Source organism: Streptomyces sp. NPDC005423 (genome assembly GCF_040606415.1).
GTDB lineage: Bacteria > Actinomycetota > Actinomycetes > Streptomycetales > Streptomycetaceae > Streptomyces.
Window position 1 is genome coordinate 104,665 of record NZ_JBEXET010000007.1, and the last position, 24,011, is coordinate 128,675.

Here is a 24,011-nt window from a genome sequence, read left to right on the forward strand (position 1 = left end):
TGCGTGCCTGCGTGCCTGCGTGCCTGCGTGCCTGCGTGCCTGCGTGCCTGCCCATCCGATCGCTCTGCCGGTCGCAGCCCCCTCCTGCTGGGCGCGCTCCTGGACGATCTTCGTGACGCCCGCCCGATTGAACTGCCGTCCACCTGCGCCGCGTTGTACCCGGGAGCCTATCCGGCCGCCGTGTCGTGGTGGCTGGACAGCGCGGGAGCGACGACGGCCGAGGTGGCCAGGGCGCTGGCCGCGCTGGGCGACGTACAGGGAGGAATACCGGTGGCAACGGCGGCAGCGGGACCCGGGGATGTGGATGCCCAACTGCTTGCGGACATGGCCGACTTGGCGGCCATGTCGGATCTGGCCGACGCGGGCGGCGCCGACGGCATGGCGGGTGTCGACCCGGCCCGGGTACGGGGCTGGCTCACCGCCATGACCCGGCTGGGGCTGCTGCGCCCCGACGCCGACGGACGGCTGCACTACGCGCATCCGCTGCTGCGGGACGCGGTGGCGAGCGGCTGGTCGGCGGCCCGGCGGCAGGCCGCGCACCGGGTGGCGGCCGAGACGATGATGCGGCGCGGTGAACAAGTCAACGCGGTGGCAGCGCAGTTGCTGCGGTCCGGACCGGTCGGCGAGCCGTGGGCGACCAGCGTGCTGCGGGACGCCGCCGACGACGCCGTCCGCGACGGCCGTCCCGCGGACGCCCTGCCCTTCCTGCGCCGGGCCCTGGACGAGCAGCTCCCCGACGAGCTGCGCCAACGCCTCCTGACCGAACTGGGCTCGCTGGAGTACTCCGTGGCGCGGTCCACCGCAGGGATACCGCGCCTCACCGAGGCGACCCGGCTGACGGGCGTACCGCAGGACCGGGTGCGCGCCGCCGTGGCGCTCGGCACCGCGCTGGCCCGGCACGGCGAGGCACGGGCGGGCGTCGACGTACTGCGCGGCCTGGACAGCCAGTTGACCGACCATCCCGACCTGGCCCAGGCCGTGCGGGCCGCTTGCGCGCTGCTCTCCGACCACGATCTGGTGATCCGGCGCGGGGTCTACGACCGGCTGCGCGAGACCGCCGAACGCTCCCCGGACGTGCTCGGCCCGGCCGCCCGCGCACTGCTCGTACGGTACGAGGCGACGGCCGGTCTCACCTCCGCCGACGTGGCGATGAAGCAGATCCGCGAACTGCTCACGGAGCCCGCCGACCCCCTCACGGAGCCCTATCTGCTGGGCACGGCCGCCGCCGTAGCGCAGTGGGCGGACGAACTCGACGAGGCGGAACGGCTCGTGGACCGCGGCCTCACCGGACAGCACGCCGCCCTGCTGCATCCGATGCACACGGCGTTGCTCGATGTACGGGCCGACATCGCCGCCGCGCGCGGCGACCACGCGTCGCTGCTCGCGCCCCCCGCGACCGGGCGACTCGGGGCCCCGGACGGTGACACCCGGTCCGGTCCCGCCAACACCACGGCACACGTCCTGCTCGCGCTGGTCGAGACCGGCCGCCTCCGCGAGGCCGCCTTGCTCGCCGACCGCTTCACCCTGGGGGAGGCGGCGGACTCCTGGGAGCTGAACCGATTCCTGTACGCCCGGGGGACGTTGCGGGCGGCCACCGGTCATCCGGCGGGCGCGCTCGACGACTTCCTGGAGTGCGGGCGGCGCCAGACCGCACGCGAGGTGGTCAGTCCGGTCGTCACACCGTGGCGGCCGGCCGCCGTCGACTGCTACCTCGCGCTCGGCCGGCCGCGCGAGGCGCTCCTGTTGGCCGAGGAGGAGATGAGTCTCGCCTCGGTCTGGAACACCCCACGCCTGCGCGGCCGTTCACTGCGCGCGCTCGGTACGGCGACGGGCGGCCGGCGGGGTCTTGAGCTGGCCGAGGAGGCCGTACGGGTCCTGCGCGCGGGCGGGGTCGTCACCGAACTCGGCCCCGCCCTGGTCGCGCAGGCCCGCGGACTCGCCACCGCCGGGGAACGCGCCCGCGCCCGCGCCTGTCTGCGCGAAGCCGCCGAGCATGCCGAACGGCTGGGCGCGCTCCGGCTGCGCGCCACCGCCGAGGCGGCGTTGCGCGAGACCGGCGGCCGCCGCACCGGCACGGCCCGTACCGGCCCGGCGGCGCTCACCGACAGCGAGCGCCGCATCGCGCTGCTGGCCGCCGACGGCCGCACGAACACGGAGATAGCGGAGCTGCTGCACCTCGCCCGCCGTACGGTCGAAACCCATCTGACCAGCACCTACCGCAAGTTGGGCATACGACGCCGGACCGAGCTCGGCCCATCGCTCGACTCGACGCGCTGACGGGCCTGCCTCGGGCGGTCGAGCTGACGGTCCGTCAGCTGGCGGGCATCAACACGGTGTCGATGATGTAGACGGTGGCGTTGGCCGTCTTGACGTTGCCGCAGACGACCTTGGCGGAGTCGTTCACGGTGTAGGACCGACCGGAGCCGGAGGTGGTCAGCTTCGACTTCTCCAGCGTGGCGAAGGAGCCCTTCTCCAGGTCCTTCGGCGTGAGCTTCTGGCCGACGACGTGGTACGTGAGGATCTTCGTCAACTGGGCCTTGTCGTTGAGGACCTTGTCGAGGGTCGCCTTCGGGATCTTGGCGAAGGCCTCGTTGGTGGGCGCGAACACGGTGATGTTCTGGGCGTTGTTGAGGGTGTCGACCAGTCCGGCCTTCTTCACCGCGGCGACCAGTGTCGACAGGGCCGGGTTGTTGGACGCGGCGGTGGCCACCGGGTCCTGGGCCATGCCGTCGAACGAACCGGCACCGCTCTTCGGGACCCCCGCACACCCCGTACCGAAGGGCTTGTCGGATGTCGTGGCACCGGCCCCGCTCATGCTGTCGCCGTTGGCGGTCGCGGTCGCGGTGGTGGACGCCTTGTCGGAGGTGTCGGACTTCGCGGAGCCGCCGTCACCGCTGGAGCAGGCGCTGAGAGCCAGCGGCAGCACGGCGGACGCGGCGAGGACGACGGCGGTACGACGGACACGGGTGTTCATGGGGATTCTCCTGCTTGTTGATTGGTTGATTGGTGGGTGGGTGGGTGGACAGGCCGGTTGGTTGGTTGGCCGGCCGGGGCGCTGTGGTTGCCGGGGGCTCAGCCGACGGTCACGACGACGGAGTGCCGGCCGCTCGCGCCGTCGGGGATGGTGCGGGTGCGCCGTTCGGTCTGCACGGCGCCGGTGCGGTCGGTGGCGCGCACGGTGAGGGTGTGGGTGCCCTTGGCGGCCTGCCAGGCGAAGGACCACTGCCGCCAGGTGTCCCGGGTGTCCTCGGCGGCGAGCCGGGCCTCGCGCCAGGGGCCGTCATCGACACGGACCTCGACCTTGTCGATACCGCGGTGCTGGGCCCAGGCGACACCGGCCACCATCACCGCCCCGGGGGCCGGCCGCGCGAACGGCTTCGGTGTGTCGATCCTGGACTCCGTCCGCACCGGCGCCCGGCGGGCCCAGCCGCGCCTGACCCAGTACGGGTCGTAGGCGTCGAACGTGGTCAGCTCGATGTCCTCGATCCACTTGCAGGCGGAGACGAAGCCGTACAGGCCGGGCACGACCATGCGGACCGGGAAACCGTGGGCGAAGGGCAGCGGCTCGCCGTTCATGCCGACGGCGAGCAGCGCGTCCCGGCCGTCCATGACGTCCTCGACTGGGCTGCCGATCGTCATCCCGTCCACCGACCGCGCCACCAACTGGTCCGCCGCACCGCCCCGGGACGGAGGCCGCACCCCGCACCCGGCCAGCAGTTCCGCCAGCCGTACGCCGATCCAGCGGGCGTTGCCGACGTACGGGCCGCCGACCTCGTTGGAGACACAGGTGAGGGTGATGTCCCGCTCGATCAACTCCCGCCGCAGCAGGTCGTCGAAGGTGAGGGTGAGCGGCCGACGAACCCCGGTGCCGTGGATGCGCAACCGCCAGGCCGTCGCGTCCACCTTCGGCGTCACCAGGGCGGTGTCGACCCGGTAGAACGCCGAGTTCGGCGTGATGAAGGGACTGATCCCGCGCAGTCTCAGCCCGGCGCCCCTGGGGACGGGACGGGCGGGCGAGCCGGGCGCCGGCAGGGCGACCCTCGCACGGGAGGCGACCGCGCCCCGGCCGCTCGCCCCGTTCAGGGCCCGGCCCAGCACCCCGGCCCCGGCGGAGGCCACCGCGGCGGTCGACGCCGCGAACACGAACCCACGCCGGTCCCAGCCCCCGCCGCCGGCGACCGGCCCGTCCGCCGCACCGGCGACCGGTACCGACGTAGGCTCCGGCACCATCGTCGGCTCCGGTTCCGGCGCCAACTCCGGCCCCAGATCCGGCCCCAACTCCGATTCCGGCTGCGGTCGTTGCGGTCGCAGGAGACGGCCCACGAGGACGTACAGCAGTACGGCCCCCACGAGCGCCCCCGCGACGGACGGCAGGGCGTCGGCGACACCGGTCGAATCGGGGCGCCCGGTGGCCGCCCCCGCCCCGACAACTCCGAACAACAGCACACCTGCCGCACCGGTACGCCGAAATCGCAGCGCGAGAATTCCCAGCCCAAGTGCGAACATTCCCAGCACGACGAGAATCCCGAGCTGGAGAACGATTTTGTCGTCGGTGCCGAAATGCCGGATCGCCCAGTCCTTCACGGCGGCCGGTGTGCGGTCGATCGCGGCCCCGCCGACCGCGACCACCGGCCCGGCCTGTGGGCGTACCGCCGCCGACACCAACTCCGCGACGGCAAGCGCGGCGAAGCCCGCCAGAGCGCCGCTGAGCGCACCCAGCGTGCGGGGGAATCGAGGTGTCGTGTCGTCTGCGGTCACGTGGGGAATCCGGTCCCGCGAGGGGCGGCGGATTGGTCGGTCGCCCGAATTGATGAAGTTTCCGCCGGGACCAATCCGGCCTTCCGTCGGCTACGGAGAAATGCAGAGAAGGGGGCGGGGAATTCGCGCTGATACCCGAAGAGAGGGGAAGCGGAAAAGGTTGCTGCCGGCTGAAGTCGCTGGTGCTCTCGCTCGTGCTCGACGGGGCTCCGCATCCGGGAGTCGCCCGCATCCGGAAGTCCTCCCCATCCGGAAGTCGCCCCTGACAGAACTCCCTCGCCGAGGTGCCCCGAAGGCACAACCGAACGAGGGCGAGCCCCCGGGACAGGGCCGGACGAGGGCGAGCTCCAGGCCAGAGCCGGCCGAGGGACGAGTCCCGAGGGCCGAACCGGCCGACGACGAGAGGAGCCGCCCAGTGGCGACCGCCCGCAGTGCGCAAGCCCCACCGGACTCGGACGCCGAGGACGAGACCGACGCCGTACGAGGAGTGTCTGTCGGCGCGGCGTCGGTCGCCCGAGTCGGACGTCCAGGTGGTCGAGGAGGTCGCCAGGGCCGCGGAGAGCGTCCCGGGCGTGGCCTTCCTCCAGCCTGGCCGCGCGGCACGGCCATACTCGGCGCTGTCGCCGCCGCCCGAGCCAAGTGCCGTACCAGATACGGGCGTTCACCCGGGCGTACGGATGACGCGACCTGACGGCACCGGCCCCTGGCACGTCGAGGTCCAGGTCGTCGCGGACCCCCAGGCCGGTGCCCTCGACGTGGCACGGGCCGCCTGTGCCAGCGTCGAGGATCGCCTGACTGCCCTGTACCCGACACAGACCGCGCCGCATGTGACGGTGTCGGTGACGGGGGTCGTGGGGGAGGGAGAGGAGCGACCTGAGCGTCGGGAGTGACTGAAGTGACTGAGGCGACCGGGATGGCGATGGAAGTCGCCTGAGAGGTGAGATGCGAGAGGTGAGAGGTGAGATGCGAGAGGGCTGGGGCGGGCGGTACCGGCCGGCGAGTTGGCGTGCGGCGCGGTGGGGGGTCAGGCGGGCAGGTTCATGAGGGCAACCGGAGCGGTGGTCGGCTGCTTGGAGCCTCCCGCGGGTTCGACGGTGACGCCCATGCCGGAGGCCGCGCCGACAGCACCGCTCATCAACACGGTCTGGGTGCCCCGGTCCGGGTCCAGCAGCCCAGCGGAACGCATCGTGCCGCCGTCGTCGAACCACAGCTGGTACACCTTGCCGCCGGGCGGACGCGTCAGCCCCGACACCACGAACACGGCCCTGTCCCGGCCGCGCGAGACGACGACGCTGCCGGTGGCACCGTCGCCCAGCGCGGCGGCCTTGGTCCGGGCGTCCGGGGCCGTGAGTACGGCGCCGATCTCGGCCGTCCGCTGTTCGGCGCGGTGCGCCTGACCGACGGCGTCCTCGGCCCGCTGGTGCTGCCACACCGCCGTACCGCCGAGCGCGGCGGCAGCGGCGAGACAGGCGGCCAGCGCCCACCGGGACAGCAGCCGCGCCGCTGGCCGGACCGGGCTCGGGCGGACCGCCGCCCCGCCCGGTGTCTGCTGACGGACGCTGGTGATCCGGCGCAGCACGCGTTCGCGTAGCACCGGGGGCGGCAGCACGGACATGGCGAGCCCCAACCGGGCGGCGGTGGCGCAGAGTTCGGCGGCCTCCTGGGCGCACGGCGCACAGTCCGGGAGGTGCCGCTCGAACGCCTCGCGTTCGTCGTCGGACAGGGCGTGCAGGGCGTAGGCCCCGGTCAGACGGTGCAGTTCGGCGGTGGTCACACCGTCACCCCCAGGCAGTCACGAAGTCGGATGAGTCCGTCCCGAAGGCGGGTCTTGACGGTGCCGAGCGGCAGCGCGAGCGCCTCGGCGACCTGGCGGTAGGTCAGCCCCCGGTAGTAGGCGAGGGTGACGGCCTGGCGCTGGATCTCGGTCAGCGTGCGCAGACAGCGCCGTACCTGTTCCCGTTCGAGCCGGGTCTCCACCTGCTCGGTCACCTCGTCGTACTCGGGCGTACGGTCCAGCAGCGCGGCCCGGTGGTCACGGGCGGCGGCGGCCTCCACCGAGCGGACCCGGTCGACCGCGCGGCGGTGGGCGAGGGTGAGGATCCAGTTGAGGGCCGTGCCGCGGTCGGGGCGGTAGCGGGGCGCGGTACGCCACACCTCCACCAGCACTTCCTGCGCCACCTCCTCCGACTGCGCGTGGTCACGCAGAACGGCCCGGACGACCCCCAGAACCGGATTCACGACGACATCGAAGACACCGGCGAACGCCTTCTCGTCACCCAGAGCCACCCGGCCCACCAACTCCTGCAGATCCGGTCCCGCCGAGGGGTTGGCGCCGATGTGCACGGCTTCTTTCACGGGGTCCTCCGTCGTAGGGACATCTCCGGACGTAATCCGATCCTGCCCCGCCCGCGGATTGGCCCGCACGCCGACAAAAACCCAGATGGTGTCGGAAAGTGGATGGGGAGGTGACGGGCGTGACCGGACGTGGAGCACGTATGACCGACAGCGACGGTGGAAGACTTCTCACCAGCCGTGGACACCGTACGAACGGGCTTGGAGCGCAGATGACAGGACGGCAGCCATGACCGAACACGACCAGGCACTCACCCCCGAGGCCCCAACAGGCGCCCCACCCCCAGCCGCCCCCACCGCCGTCCCGGGTTCCTCACCCGCAGCCCTGCTCCCGCGCCGCGTCCCCCCGACACCCCGTGCCGCCGTTCTGTTCCTGCACGGCGGCACGGAGCACAGCCGGGCGCCCTCCCGCCCCTGGCATCTGGCGGCCGTACGGATGCGCCCTTTCCTACGGGCCGTCGCCGCCACGACACCGAAGACCGCCGGCGGTGTCCTCCTCGCCGAGGTGCGGTACCGCGTCCGCGGCTGGAACGGCGCCGACGCCGACCCCCTCCAGGACACCCACCATGCGCTGGCCGAACTCGCCTGCCGCTACGGCGACTTGCCCACCATCCTCGTAGGCCACTCGATGGGCGGTCGCACGGCCCTGCGCGCCGCCGCCGCACCGCAGGTACGGGCGGTCGTGGCGCTGGCGCCGTGGTGCCCCGAAGGCGAACCGGTGGCGCACCTGTCGGGCAAGGACGTCGTCATTTTCCACGGAGACCACGACCGGGTCACCGATCCGCACGCGTCAGGGGCGTTCGCGCGACGCGCCCGCGCTGCGGGTGCCGCCCGAGCGGACATGGTGCTCATGAAGGGCAGCGGCCACGCGATGCTCCGGCACGGCGCCGCCTGGCACCACCTCACGGGAACCACGGTCGCCGATCTCCTCGCTACGTCCACGCAGTCCGCGACGCCGCCCGAAACCCCCCGCGCTCCCGGCGCCGAGGCGAGCTAAAGGGGCCGCTGCCCAGCCCCGGCATCCCCGTTCGCCACCCCGTTGGACAGGACGGCCCGCGTCACCGGCATCGCCCTGGATGCCGGCTCCTGCTGCGCCCGCTCCGGTCCCGACTTGGGTTGCGACTGCGACTGCGCCTGCGACTGCGCCTGCGACTGAGGCCAGTACGGAGCCGTCCGACCCCAGTCCATAGCGTGCCGCAACTGCCGCAGCACCCCCTCCGCCGCCGCCCGCACCTCGGCGGGTACGTCTCCCCGCTCGGCGGTCAACTGACGGAATATCGGCTCGTCCTGAAACATGGTCCCCCCTCTGCCGCCCGCACCGGGTCGGGTGGCAGCGCATCCTACGGGCCCCACCGAGGCGACCCGAACGCTGTCCAGAACGTGAGCACTTGAGAACACTTAGGACCGATCTGAGCCATCTGATTTCCCCCCACCACCGTAGGCAAGGGCTTTCTCCGCCGGCATGAAGCGGAAGGCTTTCGTTCCATGCCGGCGACGACCTGGGGCGGTGTGGGTGGTGCACCAGGAGGGCCTGCCTTCATGCCCATGAACGTCGTACGGGTGATGCACGTAGTCCTCTGGTAAGGCAGGGCGCACAGACACCACCGAGCACGGCAGTCACCGCGCTGAGGTGCGCGCCAGCAGGTAACTTTCTGGAGGTCAGGGAATTGAGCCAGCGACGACTTCACCGAGGGGCCGGCCTCGCCATCGGCGCGGCCGTGGCCGCGGTAGCGGCAGCCGCCGTCGTGTTGCCGAACGCCCACACCAACTCGAACGCCGGGGGATCGCCGGATGCCCAGCAGTTCGTCTTCTTCGCAGCCGCAGAAGCGGCCGGCCCGGGAATCGTTGACCCGGGCAATGGTGGCGGACTCATCAGTGGCTAGCCTCGCGCTTCATGCAGCGTGCTGTCCCTCAATGCTCAGGCAAGCAGGAAGTGCCTCCAGCGGTTGACCCGCTCGAAGGGCCGCCAAGATCATCACGCCGTCATTGAGTGATCACTGACGAAACGGTTGCTTCCGGCGGCATTCGCCTGCACACACGCGAAGACCCCGTCCCCAGCTGACGCGCTGATGGCGGGGTCTTTAGGCACCTCGGACAAGGCGCCCCCGGCACCGACTGCTGAAGAAGCCCACTGCTCGGCGCTGCTGCACAGGACGCGCCCGGGTGAGACCCCCTGCCCGCAGCCCGCAGCCCGCAGCCCGCAGCCCGCAGCCCGCGGCCCGCAGCACAGGCACCTCGCATCGCGTCCGGGGCCTCGTCAGCGCTGGCCCTTCTCACCGCAAACGAATAGCCGATCTCCGCAATGTCCGTCACGAATCCGCCAAGACGGTCCCGGAGTTCAAAGCGCTGACCACTTCCTCGGTCAGAGGACGTGAAGAGAAGACGCGACGAACAGCTTCCAGGTCGACCGGGACCAGGACGCCCCGGGTCTGTTCAGTGCTTCGGCGCGGCAGGATGCACGCCTGGGCGCACGCCCCTGGGCGGCGGTATGCCCGGAGCATGACGGAACATCGCGTATCCAAGTGATCTGTCCGATGCCCGCTGGGAGTTGATCGAGCTGGTGCTGTCCGCCCGGCGCTTCGAACACCGCGGCCGGGCCCTGGACTTCGGCCCACCACCCCGGCATGACCTGCGCGAGATCATGAACGCGATCCTGTACGTGGGCCGCACCGGCGTGCAGTGGGCCTACCTCCCGCACGCCTTCCCACCGCATCAGAGCGTCTACGGCTACTGCGCCAAGTGGCAGAAGGACGGTGTCTTCGCCCACCTCCACGGCCTCCTGCGAGAGCTGGTCCGCCTGCAGGAGTGGACCGCAGCTAGCGCAGTTCCTGTCCCGCCGCCCAGCCCGGAGCGTCGAGGTTGATGGGCGAGTCGCCGACGAATTGGGCGAGCTGCGTTTCCAGCTCGGCGAGTTCGGCGGCGCCCAGACGCACTTCCCAGCGGGCCCGCACCTCGTCGAAGATCGCCGTGCCCTCGGTGATCAGCCCGATCCCGTGATCGGTGATCCGGATGTTCTTGCGGCGGCTGTCGGCGGGGTCGGTCTCGGTGGTGACGTACCCGCGTGCGACGAGCGCGGCGATCGTCTTCGCCGCGGCCTGCTTGGTGATGGCGAGTCTGCGGGCCAAGTCCGAGGCGCTGTCGGCGCCGGCTCGGATGGCCCGGATCGCGTACTCGTGCGACGGCCGGGCGTCGGGGTATCCCCGGGTCGCCAGCTCCCGGACCACTTCGTCCACCAGATTGCGATAGCTGCCCAGGAGCAGCAGGGCGAGATCGGCGCCGGATCGTGAGGACATGACCACAGTCTAGATCTTCCCCTGACCTGGACAACCAGGTTGACCAACAGTACAGTCAACCTGATTGTCTATCTTGGGAGTCATCGCATGACCAGCTCTTTCGTGACCGCCTCGCCCGCCGTGGCGGGCGTCACGCACCACACCGCCGAGGTCAACGGCACCACGTTGCACTACGTCTCGGCGGGCGACACCGGCTCCCCGATCCTGTTGGTGCACGGGTGGCCGGAGTCCTGGTGGGCCTTCCACGACGTCATCCCGCTGCTCGCCGCCACCCACCGGGTGTTCGCTGTCGACCTGCGCGGCTTCGGCGACTCCGGCATCGCCGACGGTGACCACGACTTGGCCACCATGGCGGAGGACCTGCACCGGCTGGTCGCCCACCTCGGCGTCGGGCCCGTGCACGTGACCTGCCAGGACATCAGCGGCGGGCCGGTCTTCGCGTTCGCGGCCACGCACCCCGGCGACGTCCTCAGCTTCACAGGCGCCGAGACCACCCTTCCGGGGTACGGCTGGGAGATGCTGGCCGACGTGAGGAACGGCGGCTCCTGGCACGTGGGATTCCTGGCCGCCCCGGGAATTCCGGAGCTGTTCCTGGCCGGCCGCGAGCGAGTGATGCTCGACTGGGCCGTCTCGGTGATGACGATGGTGCCGGGCGGGGTCACCGAGGCCGACCTCGACGAGTTCGCCCGCACCTACGCGCGGCCGGGCGGCTGGCGCGGCACCGAGGGGCTCTACCGTTCAGCCCTGACCGGCGGCGACCGGATGCGGGCACTGGCCGAGTCGCGGCCGCTGACCGTTCCCGTGCTCGCCGTCGACGGCATCAACGCCCCCTTCACCGAGCGGACGATGCGTCAGGTCGCCGGCGACGTCACCGCGGTCACGATCCCGGACGTCGGGCATTTCGTCGCGCAGGAGGCGCCCGCCGCCTTCGCCACCGCGGTCGGCGACTTCGTCGACCGCGTCGACCGGAGCCGCTGAACGGCCGAGTCCCTGCACCGCCACCCTCCGTGCCCTCTCCGGCCTGCCGCTGACGCGGCCTCGAGCCGGGGCAGCGCCGTTGGGCTCTTGCGCGGTGGTGGACCGACGCGTCCTCGTGAACGCCGTGCAGGGGTGCCAGTTGCTCACCGCGGTCTCCTACGTCGGTTCGTGGGACCGCAACCGGGGGCGACGCCTGGCGGCCTTCTACGCGGTCCTGTACTACGCGGGGCTCCCACCTGAAGGAGTTCGGGACCGCCAAGGAAGGGCGGGTGTTCGGCAACGAGCCCGGGGGGCGACGTACTGGCGCGTGTGGGAGGAAGCGCGGGCGTTAGCCCTCCCACCGGAGCGCGTCGATTCGCCGTTGGCCGGACGGCCCTACGACCTGAGTCACGCGTGCATCACGCGATGGCTCAACGCGGTGGTCCCGATTGCTGAATTGGCCCGGTGTGTCGGTAATTCGCCGGAGGCGATCCACCGCCGGTACCACGGCTGCATCGACGGACACGAGGAAGCGGCCAACGAGAAGATCGCAAAGGCATTGGAGGAAGAGGGCGACGCAGGCTGAGGGGCGTATCGCGTGTATCGCTGATGGTGCGTGAACAGTGAGAGACAACGAGAGAGAGCGGGAGTCAGTGAGACTGACTCCCGCTCTCTCCTTTCGGCATCCGCCCAGCTCAGCGCTTGATTCAGCCTGGCTGTGTGGCGAGTGCCCCCGGCAGGATTCGAACCTGCGCACACGGCTCCGGAGGCCGTTGCTCTATCCCCTGAGCTACGGGGGCGTGTCTCGCGTGGTGCGCGGCGACGGGTAGAACACTACCAGTAGCTTCGGGGTGGTCAGGAACGGGTTTTGGGGGGTCGGGCGGGGGGTCGTTCGCTCGCACGGGGTGGAAGTGGGGAAAACCCGGACGCGGTGGCCGGTCCCGACCTACTCTCGAGTTGTGCCAGGCGCGTCGGGCCGGGTGCTTGTTGTGGACGACAACAAGGTCATCCGGCAGCTGATCAGGGTCAATCTCGAGCTGGAGGGCATCGAGGTCGTGACCGCCGCTGACGGTGCCGAGTGTCTGGATATCGTTCATCAGGTGCGGCCCGACGTGGTCACCCTCGACGTGGTCATGCCTCGGCTCGACGGGCTGCGGACCGCCGCTCTGCTCCGGGCCGATCCCCGTACTCGTGATGTTCCCGTCGCCATCGTCAGCGCCTGCACCCAGTTCGAGGTCGAGAACGGACTCGACGTCGGCGTCGACGCCTTTCTCGCCAAGCCCTTCGAACCCACTGAACTCGTCGCGCTCGTACAGCAGTTGATCGAGCGTGGGCAGCGCGGGCGTGAACCGGGGAGCGCGGTGTCTTTCGGGGGCGGTCAGGTCGAGGGGGAGGGTGAGCGGGAGCCTGCCGAGGACCCCGAGCCCGTTGCGGACGTGGAGCACGTGCAGCGGGCCGAGGATGTCGAGCGGGCGGCCGGACGTACGGGGAGCTGAGCCCCAGCGCGGTCGGAGCGGTTTGCTCCGGTTCCGGTCTGCCGTCCTCGGCTCATATCAGCGGTGGAGCAGCCGTGACCCGGTCGAGCAGAGCCCAGTCCGCTCCCTCTCACCCGCACTGCTGTCCACATCCCGGACCCCCGTCAAATCGGCTCGCATACCCACCCCCCTCCTCCCATACCCTGGTCTCGTGACCCCCGTCGAGCTCTCCCGTACCGTGCTGCGCGCGGTGCGTCGTGCTGTCGACGGCGGGGAGCTGGCGGTGGCGGTGCCCGAGCGGGTCCTGGTCGACGTGCCGGGGCCGGGTGGGTGCGGGGACTACGCCACCACCATCGCGCTCCAGCTGGCCCGTCCGGCCGGGATGCCCCCGCGCCGGGTCGCCGAGGTGCTGCGGCCGTATCTCGCCGATGCGCGCGGTGTCGCCGGTGTCGAGATCACCGGGCCCGGGTTCCTCAACATCAGCCTCGACGCCGGTCTGCGCGGTACCGCCTCCGCCGCGCTCGTCGAGGAGATCCTGCGCCAGGGACCCCGCTACGGGTTCGCCCCCCGGCCCCTCGGGCAGACCACCGCCTCGGCCCCCACCGGCCAAGCCGGCACCCCTACCCCCACCCCCCGGCCGATCCACCTCCGCGCCCCCCACGACCTCCGCGCTCTCGTCGTCACGGATGTCATCGCGCGCCTCCTCCGTTCTCAGGGCGCCCTCGTCCGTACCGGTTGCGTCGCCCGGCCGGAGCCGGAGTGGGTCGACGTTCTCGGGGTCGGCGTCGACGCGTACGGCACCGTGGACGACCCCGCCCCGCTCGATGTCGACGTGCGGCCCGTGCCGGCGGCCGAGGCCCGTGACGTACTCGCCCTCGGTCGTGACGCCGGCCGCTGGGCGCTTCTGTGCTCCGCCCCGCACGACCGGCCGCACGTCACCGCCGAGCTCCTCGTCCAGCGGGAGTCCAACCCGCTCTTCCGGGTCCGTTACGCCCACGCCCGCACCCGCGCCGCCCTGCGCAACGCCTCCGACCTCGGTTTCACCCCCGAACCCGGCGACGTGGAGAACGTAGAGGACGGGCACCCAGCACAAGCGGCACGCCCGGTGCACCCCGCACCCGTAGAACATGCCCTTCTCGTCCTTCTCGGCGAGCATCCCCGGGTTCTCGCCCGGGCCGCGGGTCGGCGGGCTCCTGATCGGCTGGTGCGTCAGCTTGTCGCCGTCGCCGATGTGACGCTTCCGGTGCTCTCCTCGGTGCTGCCGCTCGGCGGGGAGAAACCCTCGGCCGCCCACCGTGCCCGGCTGGCGCTTGCCGAAGCCGCCGGGGCGGTGCTCGCCGGTGGCCTGGCCCTGCTCGGCATCGACGCGCCCGAATGTCTCTGAGCGCCGTTCAAAAAAGAAGAGACAAGAAAAGTCAAGAAGAGCCAAGAGTTAAGAAGAGATAGGCGATATGAGTCGTTCCGCACACCCCGCCGGGCCCCGTCACGCCGATGTGCTGGCCGAGGGGCACTACTCCGCGCCGCCCGCCGACCTCAACGCGCTCGACCCCAAGGTCTGGGCGCAGACCGTCGGCCGGGACGGTGACGGGGTCGCCACCGTCGGCGGGATCGATGTGAAGACCCTCGCCGAGGAGTTCGGCACGCCCGCCTACGTGCTCGACGAGACCGACTTCCGGGCGCGGGCGGCGGCGTGGCGTACCGCGTTCGGGGAGGACGCCGACGTGTTCTACGCCGGCAAGGCGTTCCTGTCCCGGGCCGTCGTGCGGTGGCTGGACGAGGAGGGGCTCAACCTCGACGTGTGTTCCGGCGGGGAGCTGGCCACCGCGCTCTCGGCCGGTATGCCCGCCGACCGCATCGCGCTGCACGGCAACAACAAGTCCACGCAGGAGATCGAGCGGGCGGTGCGCGCCGGGGTCGGGCGGATCGTGCTCGACTCCTTCCAGGAGATCGTGCGGGTCGCGCACATCGCGCACTCCCTGGGGAAGCGGCAGCGGGTGCAGATCCGGGTCACGGTCGGGGTCGAGGCGCACACGCACGAGTTCATCGCCACCGCCCACGAGGACCAGAAGTTCGGGATTCCGCTCGCCGGGGGGCAGGCCGCCGAGGCGGTGCGGCGGGCGTTGCAGCTCGACGGGCTGGAGCTGATCGGGATCCACTCGCACATCGGGTCGCAGATCTTCGACATGTCCGGCTTCGAGGTCGCCGCCCACCGGGTCGTCGGGCTGCTCAAGGACATCCGGGACGAGCACGGTGTCGAGCTGCCCGAGATCGACCTGGGCGGCGGCCTCGGCATCGCGTACACCAGCGACGACGACCCGCGCGAGCCGCACGACATCGCCAAGGCGCTCACCGAGATCGTCACCCGTGAGTGCGACGCCGCCCGGCTGCGGACCCCGCGGATCTCCGTCGAGCCCGGACGCGCCATCGTCGGGCCGACCGCGTTCACGCTCTACGAGGTCGGCACGGTCAAGGTCCTCGACGGGCTGCGGACGTACGTCTCCGTGGACGGCGGCATGTCCGACAACATCCGGACCGCGCTCTACGACGCCGAGTACAGCGTGGCGCTGGTGTCGCGGAGTTCGGACGCCGAGCCCATGCTCGTGCGGGTGGTGGGCAAGCACTGCGAGAGCGGGGACATCGTGGTCAAGGACGCGTTCCTGCCGGCTGACCTGGCGCCGGGTGACCTGATCGCCGTGCCCGCGACGGGTGCCTACTGCCGTTCGATGGCCAGCAACTACAACCATGTGCTCCGGCCGCCGGTCGTCGCCGTGCGGGACGGCGAGGCCCGGGTGATCGTCCGCCGGGAGACGGAGGAGGACCTGCTGCTCCTCGACGTGGGCTGACCCGCCCCTGCCCGGGTCGTCCCGGCGCGGGGTGCGAGGTGCAAGGCGCACGACGCAGGAGCGCGCGGCGGAAGATCCGCGGAAGATCTTCCGTCGTGCGGGCCCGTCGAAATGAAATAGATGTCTCACGATCCGGACGATGGGCAGAAACTCCCGTCCGGTGAGTGAGACTGGACCCACCGTTGACGGTATGAGGAAACGAGGTCGGATGATGCGTACGCGTCCGCTGAAGGTGGCGCTGCTGGGCTGTGGAGTGGTCGGCTCAGAGGTCACGCGCATCATGACGACGCACGCCGACGACCTCGCCGCCCGCATCGGCGCCCCGATCGAGCTGGCGGGCATCGCCGTCCGGCGGCCGTCCAAGGTCCGGGAGGGCATCGACCCCGCCCTCATCACCACCGACGCCACCGCGCTCGTCAAGCGCGGCGACATCGACGTGGTGGTGGAGGTCATCGGCGGGATCGAGCCCGCGCGCTCCCTCATCACCACCGCCTTCGAGCACGGCGCGTCCGTCGTCTCCGCCAACAAGGCGCTGCTCGCCCAGGACGGCGCCGCCCTGCACGCCGCCGCCGAACAGCACGGCAGGGACCTTTACTACGAGGCCGCCGTCGCCGGTGCCATCCCGCTGATCCGGCCGCTGCGCGAGTCGCTCGCCGGTGACAAGGTCAACCGGGTGCTGGGCATCGTCAACGGGACGACCAACTTCATCCTCGACAAGATGGACTCCACGGGCGCCGGCTACCAGGAGGCCCTCGACGAGGCCACCGCCCTCGGGTACGCGGAAGCCGACCCGACCGCCGACGTCGAGGGCTTCGACGCCGCCGCCAAGGCCGCGATCCTCGCCGGCATCGCCTTCCACACGCGCGTGCGCCTCGACGACGTCTACCGCGAGGGCATGACCGAGGTCACCGCCGCCGACTTCGCCTCGGCGAGGAACATGGGCTGCACCATCAAACTGCTCGCCATCTGCGAGCGGGCCAGGGACGGCGCGTCCGTCACCGCGCGCGTGCACCCCGCCATGATCCCGCTGGTCCACCCGCTGGCCTCCGTGCGCGGCGCCTACAACGCCGTGTTCGTCGAGTCGGACGCCTCCGGGCAGCTGATGTTCTACGGCCCCGGCGCCGGCGGCGCGCCCACCGCCTCCGCCGTGCTCGGCGACCTCGTCGCGGTGTGCCGCAACCGGCTCAACGGAACGACCGGGCCCGGCGAGTCGGCGTACGCGGCGCTGCCCGTGTCGTCGATGGGCGAGGTCGTCACGCGCTATCACATCAGTCTCGACGTCGCCGACAAACCGGGTGTTCTGGCCCAGGTCGCCACCGTGTTCGCCGAGCACGGGGTGTCGATCGATACGGTTCGACAGCAGGGCAAGGACGGCGAGGCATCCCTTGTCGTCGTCACGCACCGCGCCTCCGACGCCGCCCTCACCGGCACCGTCGAGGCGTTGCGCAAGCTCGACACCGTGCGGGGTGTCGCCAGCATCATGCGGGTTGAAGGAGAGTAACCAGCAATGACCCACCAGTGGCGCGGAATCATCGAGGAGTACCGGGACAGGCTGCCGGTATCCGCCAGCACGCCGGTCGTCTCCCTCCGCGAGGGCGGTACGCCCCTCGTGCCCGCGCGGGTGCTCTCCGAGCGCACCGGCTGCGAGGTCCACCTCAAGGTGGAGGGCGCCAACCCCACCGGGTCCTTCAAGGACCGCGGTATGACCATGGCCATCACGCGGGCCAAGGAGGAGGGCGCGCAGGCCGTCATCTGCGCCTCCACCGGCAACACCTCCGCGTCCGCCGCCGCCTACGCCGTACGCGCCGGGATGGTCTGCGCGGTCCTCGTGCCGCGCGGCAAGATCGCGATCGGCAAGATGGGCCAGGCCCTCGTGCACGGCGCGAGGATCCTCCAGGTCGACGGCAACTTCGACGACTGCCTCACCCTCGCGCGCGATCTCTCCGACAACTACCCTGTGGCGCTGGTCAATTCGGTCAACCCGGTGCGCATCGAGGGCCAGAAGACGGCCGCCTTCGAGATCGTCGACATGCTCGGCGACGCGCCCGACATCCACGTCCTGCCGGTCGGCAACGCGGGCAACATCACGGCGTACTGGAAGGGCTACACCGAGTACGCCGCCGACGGGATCGCCGCCCGGACCCCGCGCATGTGGGGCTTCCAGGCCTCCGGCTCCGCGCCGATCGTGCGCGGCGAGATCGTCAAGGACCCCTCGACGATCGCCACCGCGATCCGTATCGGCAACCCCGCGTCCTGGCAGTACGCGCTGGCCGCGCGGGACGAGTCCGGCGGGTTCATCGACGAGGTGACGGACCGTGAGATCCTGCGCGCCTACCGGCTGTTGGCCGCTCAGGAGGGTGTCTTCGTCGAGCCCGCGTCGGCCGCCTCTGTAGCCGGTCTGCTCAAGGCGGCCGAGCTGGGCAAGGTCGACCCGGGCCAGACCATCGTCTGCACGGTGACCGGAAACGGTCTCAAGGACCCCGACTGGGCCGTCGCCGGAGCGCCGCAGCCGGTCACCGTCCCGGTCGACGCGACGGCCGCCGCCGAACGTCTCGGCCTGGCATAAGCCGACTCCGGCGGGGATTCCCCGCCGGGGGTGCACAGGGGGCTTACGACACGCATCGTGCGCCTCCTGTGCGCCCTATGTCGCCACGGAACCTTCCTTCGATAGGCTGTACCGAACCCGCCCGCCGCATATGCCCATGCGCATGGCCGGGCGCCGCGTCGTCTCCGCGGCCCTAGGGTCCTCAGACACCTATCGAACATCTTCGACAGTCCCGCAGCTCAAGGAGAGTCATCGAGCGATGGCCGGTCCAGCCTTCCGCGCCGCCGCCGTACGGGTGCGCACCCCCGCTACCAGCGCCAACCTCGGCCCCGGCTTCGACGCCTTCGGCCTCTCGCTGGGGCTCTACGACGACGTGGTCGTCCGGGTGGCCGACTCGGGGCTGCACATCGACATCGCCGGAGAGGGCGGCGAGACCCTCCCGCGCGACGAGAGCCACCTGCTCGTACGGGCCCTGCGCACCGCCTTCGACCTGCTGGGCGGTCAGCCGCGCGGCCTGGAGATCGTCTGCGCCAACCGCATTCCGCACGGCCGCGGCCTCGGCTCCTCGTCCGCCGCGATCTGCGCCGGGATCGTCGCCGCGCGCGCCGTGACCATAGGCGGCGACTCCCGGCTCGACGACACCGCGCTGCTGGAGCTGGCCACCGAGATCGAGGGCCACCCCGACAACGTGGCGGCCTGTCTGCTGGGCGGCTTCACACTCTCCTGGCTGGAGAACGGCGCCGCGCGGGCGATCAGGATGGAGCCCGCCGCTTCGGTCGTCCCGGTGGTCTTCGTGCCCGGGAAACCGGTACTCACCGAGACCGCGCGCGGACTGCTCCCGCGCTCCGTGCCGCACGTCGACGCCGCCGCCAACGCGGGCCGTGCCGCACTCCTCGTCGAGGCTCTCACCCGCCGCCCCGAGCTGCTGCTGCCGGCCACCGAGGACCGCCTCCACCAGGAGTACCGCGCCCCCGCCATGCCGGAGAGCGCGGCGCTCGTGGACCGGCTGAGGGCGGACGGAGTTCCGGCCGTGATCTCCGGCGCGGGACCGACCGTACTGGCGCTGGCCGATGCCGACAGCGCCGACAAGGTGGCTCATCTGGCAGGTCAGGGCTGGGCCGCCAACCGGCTGGACCTGGACGCCAAGGGGGCGAGCGTGCTGCCGCTGGCGCACTCACGTGACACCTAAAAGCGTCCGGTTGCCGGATTTCGAGAGGGGGAATGTTTGTTGGATCCGGTAGTGTTAATCTCAAGTCTGCACCCGACCCCACCACGGCGAGGTGCTTGTTGTCCCCGTCCGGGACACACATTCTTCCGGGAGCCTCCCAAGCCGCACTGTGTTCCGTTCGTCGTACGCGGGCAGTACGCCGTACGCGGGCACTGAGCGGTTCGCCGGGCACGCTCCGGAACAGGCGCGACCAAGCCACATGACACGGACAGCGCGTGTCATCGCCTCGGGAAGCGTCGTCACCAGAAATCTCTTCCGCCGCTTCGGCGGACCACCGCCCCGGCACGGTTCGCACAGCAAGAACCGAAGCCGGACAGCACAACCGGTCGCCGTGCCAGACAGGCCGACGTCCGCTCCAGGGAAGGACCCTTCGTGAGCGACACCACCGATCTGATGGGCGCGCGTGTCGAGGAGACCGCTGCCGCGCCCGCCACGGACGCCTCCGCGCCTGCCACCGGTGCAGGCTCCCGGCGGCGCCGCGGTACCGGCCTCGACGGCATGGTGCTGGCCGAGCTCCAGCAGGTCGCATCCGGCCTCGGGATCAGGGGCACCGCGCGGATGCGCAAGAGCCAGCTGATCGAGGTCATCAAGGAGGCGCAGGCCGGGAGTTCCTCCCAGGCCGCTCCGGCCAAGGCCGAGACCGCCGCCGTCGGCGAGACCAAGCCCAGGCGTCGCGCCACCTCCAAGACCCGTACGGGCGACGAGACGGCCGCCCCCGCCGAGCAGAAGGCGGAGAAGGTCGCCGCCGAGAAGGCCGTGGTCCAGCAGATCGAGATTCCCGGCCAGCCCGCCGGGGGGCCGTCGCGTGCGAGCGCGGCCGAGCGTGGCGGAGAGGCCGAGCACGGGGCGGACGACGCCCCGTCGGAGCGCCGTCGGCGCCGTGCCACGGCCGAGGCCGGCAGCCCCGAGACCGTGACCGCCGAGGCGAAGGGCGAGGCCAGGTCCGAGACGTCCGCGCAGGCGCAGTCCGACGGGGACGGCGAGGGCCGTCAGGGCCGCCGTGACCGCCGGGACCGCGACCGGGGCGGCCGTGACCGTGACCGCGGTGACCGTCGCAAGGGTGACGAGCAGCAGCAGGGCGGCCAGCAGCAGCGCGGCGGCGGCCAGCAGGGCCAGAGCGGCCAGAGTGGTCAGGCGCAGGGCGGTCAGCAGCAGAGCGGTGGCCGTCAGGACCGCCAGGACCGCCCTGACCGTCAGGAACGTCAGGACCGTCAGGACCGTCAGCAGCGGGACAACGGCCCGCAGGACGACGACGACTTCGATGGCGGGCGGCGCGGGCGCCGTGGCCGTTACCGCGACCGTCGGGGCCGTCGCGGCCGTGACGAATTCACCGCGAACGAGCCGCAGTTGGCCGACGACGACGTCCTGATCCCGGTCGCGGGCATCCTCGACATCCTCGACAACTACGCGTTCATCCGTACGTCCGGCTACCTGCCCGGTCCGAACGACGTCTACGTCTCGCTCGCCCAGGTCCGCAAGAACGGCCTGCGCAAGGGCGACCACGTCACCGGAGCGGTCCGTCAGCCCAAGGACGGCGAGCGCCGCGAGAAGTTCAACGCGCTGGTCCGGCTGGACTCCGCCAACGGCATGGCGGCCGAATCCGGGCGCGGGCGCCCGGAGTTCAACAAGCTCACCCCGCTCTACCCGCAGGACCGGCTCCGCCTGGAGACCGACCCGGGCGTCCTCACCACCCGCATCATCGACCTCGTCGCGCCGATCGGTAAGGGCCAGCGCGGTCTGATCGTGGCCCCGCCGAAGACCGGCAAGACCATGATCATGCAGGCGATCGCCAACGCGATCACGCACAACAACCCCGAGTGCCACCTGATGGTCGTCCTGGTCGACGAGCGTCCGGAAGAGGTCACCGACATGCAGCGCTCGGTCAAGGGCGAGGTCATCTCCTCGACCTTCGACCGTCCGGCCGAGGACCACACCACCGTCGCCGAGCTCGCCATCGAGCGCGCCAAGCGGCTGGTGGAGCTCGGGCACGACGTCGTCGTCCTGCTCGACTCGATCACCCGGCTGGGCCGTGCGTACAACCTGGCGGCCCCGGCCTCCGGCCGCATCCTGTCCGGTGGTGTCGACTCGACCGCCCTGTACCCGCCGAAGCGCTTCTTCGGTGCGGCCCGCAACATCGAGGACGGCGGCTCGCTGACCATCCTCGCCACCGCCCTGGTGGACACCGGGTCCCGCATGGACGAGGTCATCTTCGAGGAGTTCAAGGGCACCGGCAACGCCGAGCTCAAGCTCGACCGCAAGCTCGCCGACAAGCGCATCTTCCCGGCGGTGGACGTGGACGCGTCCGGTACCCGTAAGGAAGAGATCCTGCTCGGCAGCGACGAGCTGGCCATCACCTGGAAGCTGCGCCGGGTGCTGCACGCGCTCGACCAGCAGCAGGCGATCGAGCTGCTGCTCGACAAAATGCGGCAGACGAAGTCGAACGCCGAGTTCCTGCTCCAGATCCAGAAGACGACCCCGACGCCCGGCAACGGCAACGACTGAGGTCAACCAGCACGCAGGGCCGCTCCCGGTGACGGGGGCGGCCCTGCGCGTTGTCGGCGGCAGGCTGTACGATCGCGCACTTCGGATCTCTTTTCGATTCCGAGTGGGACCTTCGGATCCCGAACTTCCTATCCCGAGGGGGGACTTGAGCGGGTACAGCCATGCCCGGGGGCGGTCGTCACAGACGCCGGATACGTTTCGCCCTGCCCGTCGCGGCCGCCGGGGTGGTCGCGGCCGTCACCGCCGCGCTGCTGTCGAGCTCCGCCGGCGCGGCCACCGCGCTGCCGACGCCGACCGTCAGGCCGGCCGTCGCCACCACCTCGCTGGCCACGCTGGAGAAGCGGGTCGCGGGCGCCCTGGCCGGTGACGACACCGCCGGGCAGAGCAGCAAGAAGTCGTCCCTGAGCGCGAGCACCGCCGGCGCCTCGGTCGACCCGAAGATCATCGGTGGCACTACGACCACCATCAGCACCGCGCCCTGGATGGCGCGGCGCAGCTCTGGTACTACGACGACAAGGGCACCGCCTCCACCGCCGACGACCTCGGCTTCTTCTGCGGCGGCTCGGTCATCTCGCCCACGAAGATCCTGACGGCCTCGCACTGCGTCAAGGGCTACGACTGGAGCGAGTACGGCGCGGTCGTCACCGGCACCGCGCAGCTGCCGACCAGCGACGCCGACGACAACACCGACCTGCACGGCGGTACCGCCACCGCGGTGCTGCGCCAGTGGAACCACCCGTCGTACAGCTCGGTCACCATCAACAACGACATCGCGGTGCTCACCCTGGCGGCCCCCGTCAAGGCCACCCCGATCCGTATGACGACGTCGACCGACACCGCGTCGTACACGGGCACCGCCGCGGCGGGCGCCAAGGTCTACGGCTGGGGCCGCACCAGCTCCACCTCGCAGGACATCTCCCAGACGCTGAAGACGGCCACCCTGCCGATCCAGTCGGACACCACCTGCGCCGGCGCCTACGGCAGCGACTTCGTCAAGGGACACATGGTCTGCGCGGGCAAGCCCGCCACCGGCAGCGACACCGGCACCACCACCGCCTGCAACGGCGACTCCGGTGGCCCCCTGGTCGTCGGCGGCCGGATCGTGGGCGTGGTGTCCTGGGGTGTGCTGGACTGCGTCGAGAAGGGCGCCTACAGCGTCTTCACCAAGGTCAGCACCTACGTCGGTGCCGCCTATCCGCAGATCGAGGACACCAACCTCGGCTACACCGACGGCAAGGCCGACCTGTGGGTGCGCAACGCGTCCACCAAGACCGGCTACGAGAAGGACTCCAAGGGCACCTCGTTCGGCGCCCGTCAGTCCTGGGGCGACTGGAACGGCGTCAACGTCGTCCTGCAGACCGACCTCAACCGGGACGGCATCCAGGACCTCGTCGTCCGCGACAGCACCAGCGGTGACATGTACTGGATGCACTACGTGATCGCCTCCGGCTCCTGGTCGCAGACGAAGATTCTCAGCGACTGGAAGTCCCGTACCCGGGTCGTCGTCCCCGGTGACGTGACCGGCGACTACCTGCCCGACCTGCTGTCGGTCGACTCCGGCGGCACGCTGTGGATCTACCCCGGCAAGGGCAACGGCACCTTCGCGGCCCGGGTGAAGGTCGGCACGGGCTGGAACCAGTACAACTCCCTTCGCGGACATGGGGACTTCACCGGTGACGGCAAGGCGGACCTGCTCGCGCGCAAGAGCGACGGCACGGTCTACCTCTACAAGGGCACCGGCAAGTCCGGCTCGGGTGTCTTCTCCGCGCGGGTCAAGGTGCGCACCTGGAGCAGCTCCACCTACAACGCCTTCGACGCCGTCGGGGACGTCACCGGGGACGGCAAGGCCGACTTCCTGGCCCGCACACCGTCGGGGACGCTGTACCTGTACAAGGGCACCGGCAAGGCGACCAGCGAGATCTTCGCCACAAGGATCTCGGTCGCGACCGACGCCAAGCAGTACGACATCTTCGGCTGAACCAGCAGGTGAGCGGGTTCGCTCTTGCTGAGCCCGTGACGCAGCGTGCCCATCGCCGTACGCGATGGGCACGCTGCGTT

General features: G+C 71.1%; 15 protein-coding genes, 1 tRNA gene and 3 pseudogenes. 13 read left to right on the plus strand and 6 right to left on the minus strand.

The genetic code is table 11. The annotated features are described in order from the left end of the window. Positions 1-66: 66 nt before the first annotated feature. Positions 67-2,277 (plus strand): annotated as a pseudogene (locus ABZT12_RS11520) (LuxR C-terminal-related transcriptional regulator); the annotation flags it as partial. Positions 2,278-2,311: 34 nt separating this feature from the next. Here the strand turns inward: ABZT12_RS11520 and ABZT12_RS11525 are convergent. Then, a complete protein-coding gene (locus ABZT12_RS11525) occupies positions 2,312-2,974 on the minus strand; it encodes a fasciclin domain-containing protein (RefSeq protein WP_356381137.1) in 663 nt (220 codons plus the stop codon). Positions 2,975-3,072: 98 nt separating this feature from the next. Then, on the minus strand, positions 3,073-4,758 hold the full coding sequence (locus ABZT12_RS11530; protein WP_356381140.1) for a molybdopterin-dependent oxidoreductase: 1,686 nt from the start codon (positions 4,756-4,758) through the stop codon (positions 3,073-3,075). Between the two features lie 677 nt (positions 4,759-5,435). Between ABZT12_RS11530 and ABZT12_RS11535 the strand changes: the two genes are divergently transcribed. Then, positions 5,436-5,648: a hypothetical protein gene (locus tag ABZT12_RS11535; protein WP_356381143.1), complete on the plus strand. Its 213-nt coding sequence runs from the start codon at positions 5,436-5,438 to the stop codon at positions 5,646-5,648. Between the two features lie 134 nt (positions 5,649-5,782). On the opposite strand, the gene ABZT12_RS11540 is transcribed toward ABZT12_RS11535, so the two are convergent. Both ABZT12_RS11540 and sigK read right to left on the minus strand, forming a co-directional pair. Then, positions 5,783-6,532, minus strand: a complete 750-nt coding sequence (locus tag ABZT12_RS11540) for an anti-sigma factor (protein WP_356381146.1) — start codon at positions 6,530-6,532, stop codon at positions 5,783-5,785. Continuing rightward, positions 6,529-7,113: an ECF RNA polymerase sigma factor SigK gene (sigK, locus tag ABZT12_RS11545; protein WP_356381149.1), complete on the minus strand. Its 585-nt coding sequence runs from the start codon at positions 7,111-7,113 to the stop codon at positions 6,529-6,531. Before sigK ends, ABZT12_RS11540 begins: the two co-directional genes overlap by 4 nt. A 226-nt stretch (positions 7,114-7,339) precedes the next feature. On the opposite strand from sigK, the gene ABZT12_RS11550 reads away from it, so the two are divergent. Continuing rightward, a complete protein-coding gene (locus ABZT12_RS11550) occupies positions 7,340-8,107 on the plus strand; it encodes an alpha/beta fold hydrolase (RefSeq protein ID WP_356381152.1) in 768 nt (255 codons plus the stop codon). Positions 8,108-9,619: 1,512 nt separating this feature from the next. After that, a pseudogene (locus ABZT12_RS11555) lies at positions 9,620-9,916 on the plus strand (transposase); the annotation flags it as partial. A gap of 10 nt (positions 9,917-9,926) precedes the next feature. On the opposite strand, the gene ABZT12_RS11560 reads toward ABZT12_RS11555, so the two are convergent. Next, positions 9,927-10,403, minus strand: a complete 477-nt coding sequence (locus ABZT12_RS11560) for a MarR family winged helix-turn-helix transcriptional regulator (RefSeq protein WP_356381155.1) — start codon at positions 10,401-10,403, stop codon at positions 9,927-9,929. 87 nt (positions 10,404-10,490) lie between these two features. On the opposite strand from ABZT12_RS11560, the gene ABZT12_RS11565 reads away from it, so the two are divergent. Next, complete coding sequence (locus ABZT12_RS11565; RefSeq protein ID WP_356381158.1) at positions 10,491-11,381, plus strand: alpha/beta hydrolase; 891 nt, start codon at positions 10,491-10,493, stop codon at positions 11,379-11,381. Positions 11,382-12,088: 707 nt separating this feature from the next. On the opposite strand, the gene ABZT12_RS11570 is transcribed toward ABZT12_RS11565, so the two are convergent. Continuing rightward, positions 12,089-12,160, minus strand: a tRNA-Arg gene (locus ABZT12_RS11570). Positions 12,161-12,271: 111 nt separating this feature from the next. Here ABZT12_RS11570 and ABZT12_RS11575 point away from each other — a divergent pair. The 8 genes and pseudogenes from ABZT12_RS11575 (at position 12,272) to ABZT12_RS11610 (ending at position 23,931) form a co-directional block, all read left to right on the plus strand. Continuing rightward, the gene (locus ABZT12_RS11575; RefSeq protein WP_356381384.1) at positions 12,272-12,856 is read left to right on the plus strand and encodes a response regulator; all 585 of its coding nucleotides are present in this window, start codon (positions 12,272-12,274) and stop codon (positions 12,854-12,856) included. Positions 12,857-13,046: 190 nt separating this feature from the next. After that, complete coding sequence (gene nrtL, locus ABZT12_RS11580) at positions 13,047-14,219, plus strand: ArgS-related anticodon-binding protein NrtL (protein WP_356381161.1); 1,173 nt, start codon at positions 13,047-13,049, stop codon at positions 14,217-14,219. 67 nt (positions 14,220-14,286) lie between these two features. Next, positions 14,287-15,678 carry a diaminopimelate decarboxylase gene (lysA, locus tag ABZT12_RS11585; protein ID WP_356381163.1) on the plus strand — a complete coding sequence of 464 codons (1,392 nt, stop codon included), beginning with the start codon at positions 14,287-14,289 and terminating at the stop codon, positions 15,676-15,678. A 208-nt stretch (positions 15,679-15,886) separates the two neighbouring features. After that, the gene (locus ABZT12_RS11590; protein ID WP_356381387.1) at positions 15,887-17,179 is read left to right on the plus strand and encodes a homoserine dehydrogenase; all 1,293 of its coding nucleotides are present in this window, start codon (positions 15,887-15,889) and stop codon (positions 17,177-17,179) included. A gap of 6 nt (positions 17,180-17,185) precedes the next feature. After that, positions 17,186-18,244, plus strand: a complete 1,059-nt coding sequence (gene thrC, locus ABZT12_RS11595; protein ID WP_356381166.1) for a threonine synthase — start codon at positions 17,186-17,188, stop codon at positions 18,242-18,244. A gap of 238 nt (positions 18,245-18,482) precedes the next feature. After that, a complete protein-coding gene (thrB, locus tag ABZT12_RS11600; protein WP_356381169.1) occupies positions 18,483-19,412 on the plus strand; it encodes a homoserine kinase in 930 nt (309 codons plus the stop codon). Between the two features lie 411 nt (positions 19,413-19,823). Further along, positions 19,824-21,953 (plus strand): transcription termination factor Rho, encoded by a 2,130-nt coding sequence (gene rho, locus ABZT12_RS11605; RefSeq protein WP_356381172.1) that lies wholly within the window; start codon positions 19,824-19,826, stop codon positions 21,951-21,953. Positions 21,954-22,114: 161 nt separating this feature from the next. Continuing rightward, positions 22,115-23,931, plus strand: a pseudogene (locus ABZT12_RS11610) (trypsin-like serine protease). Positions 23,932-24,011 lie beyond the last annotated feature (80 nt).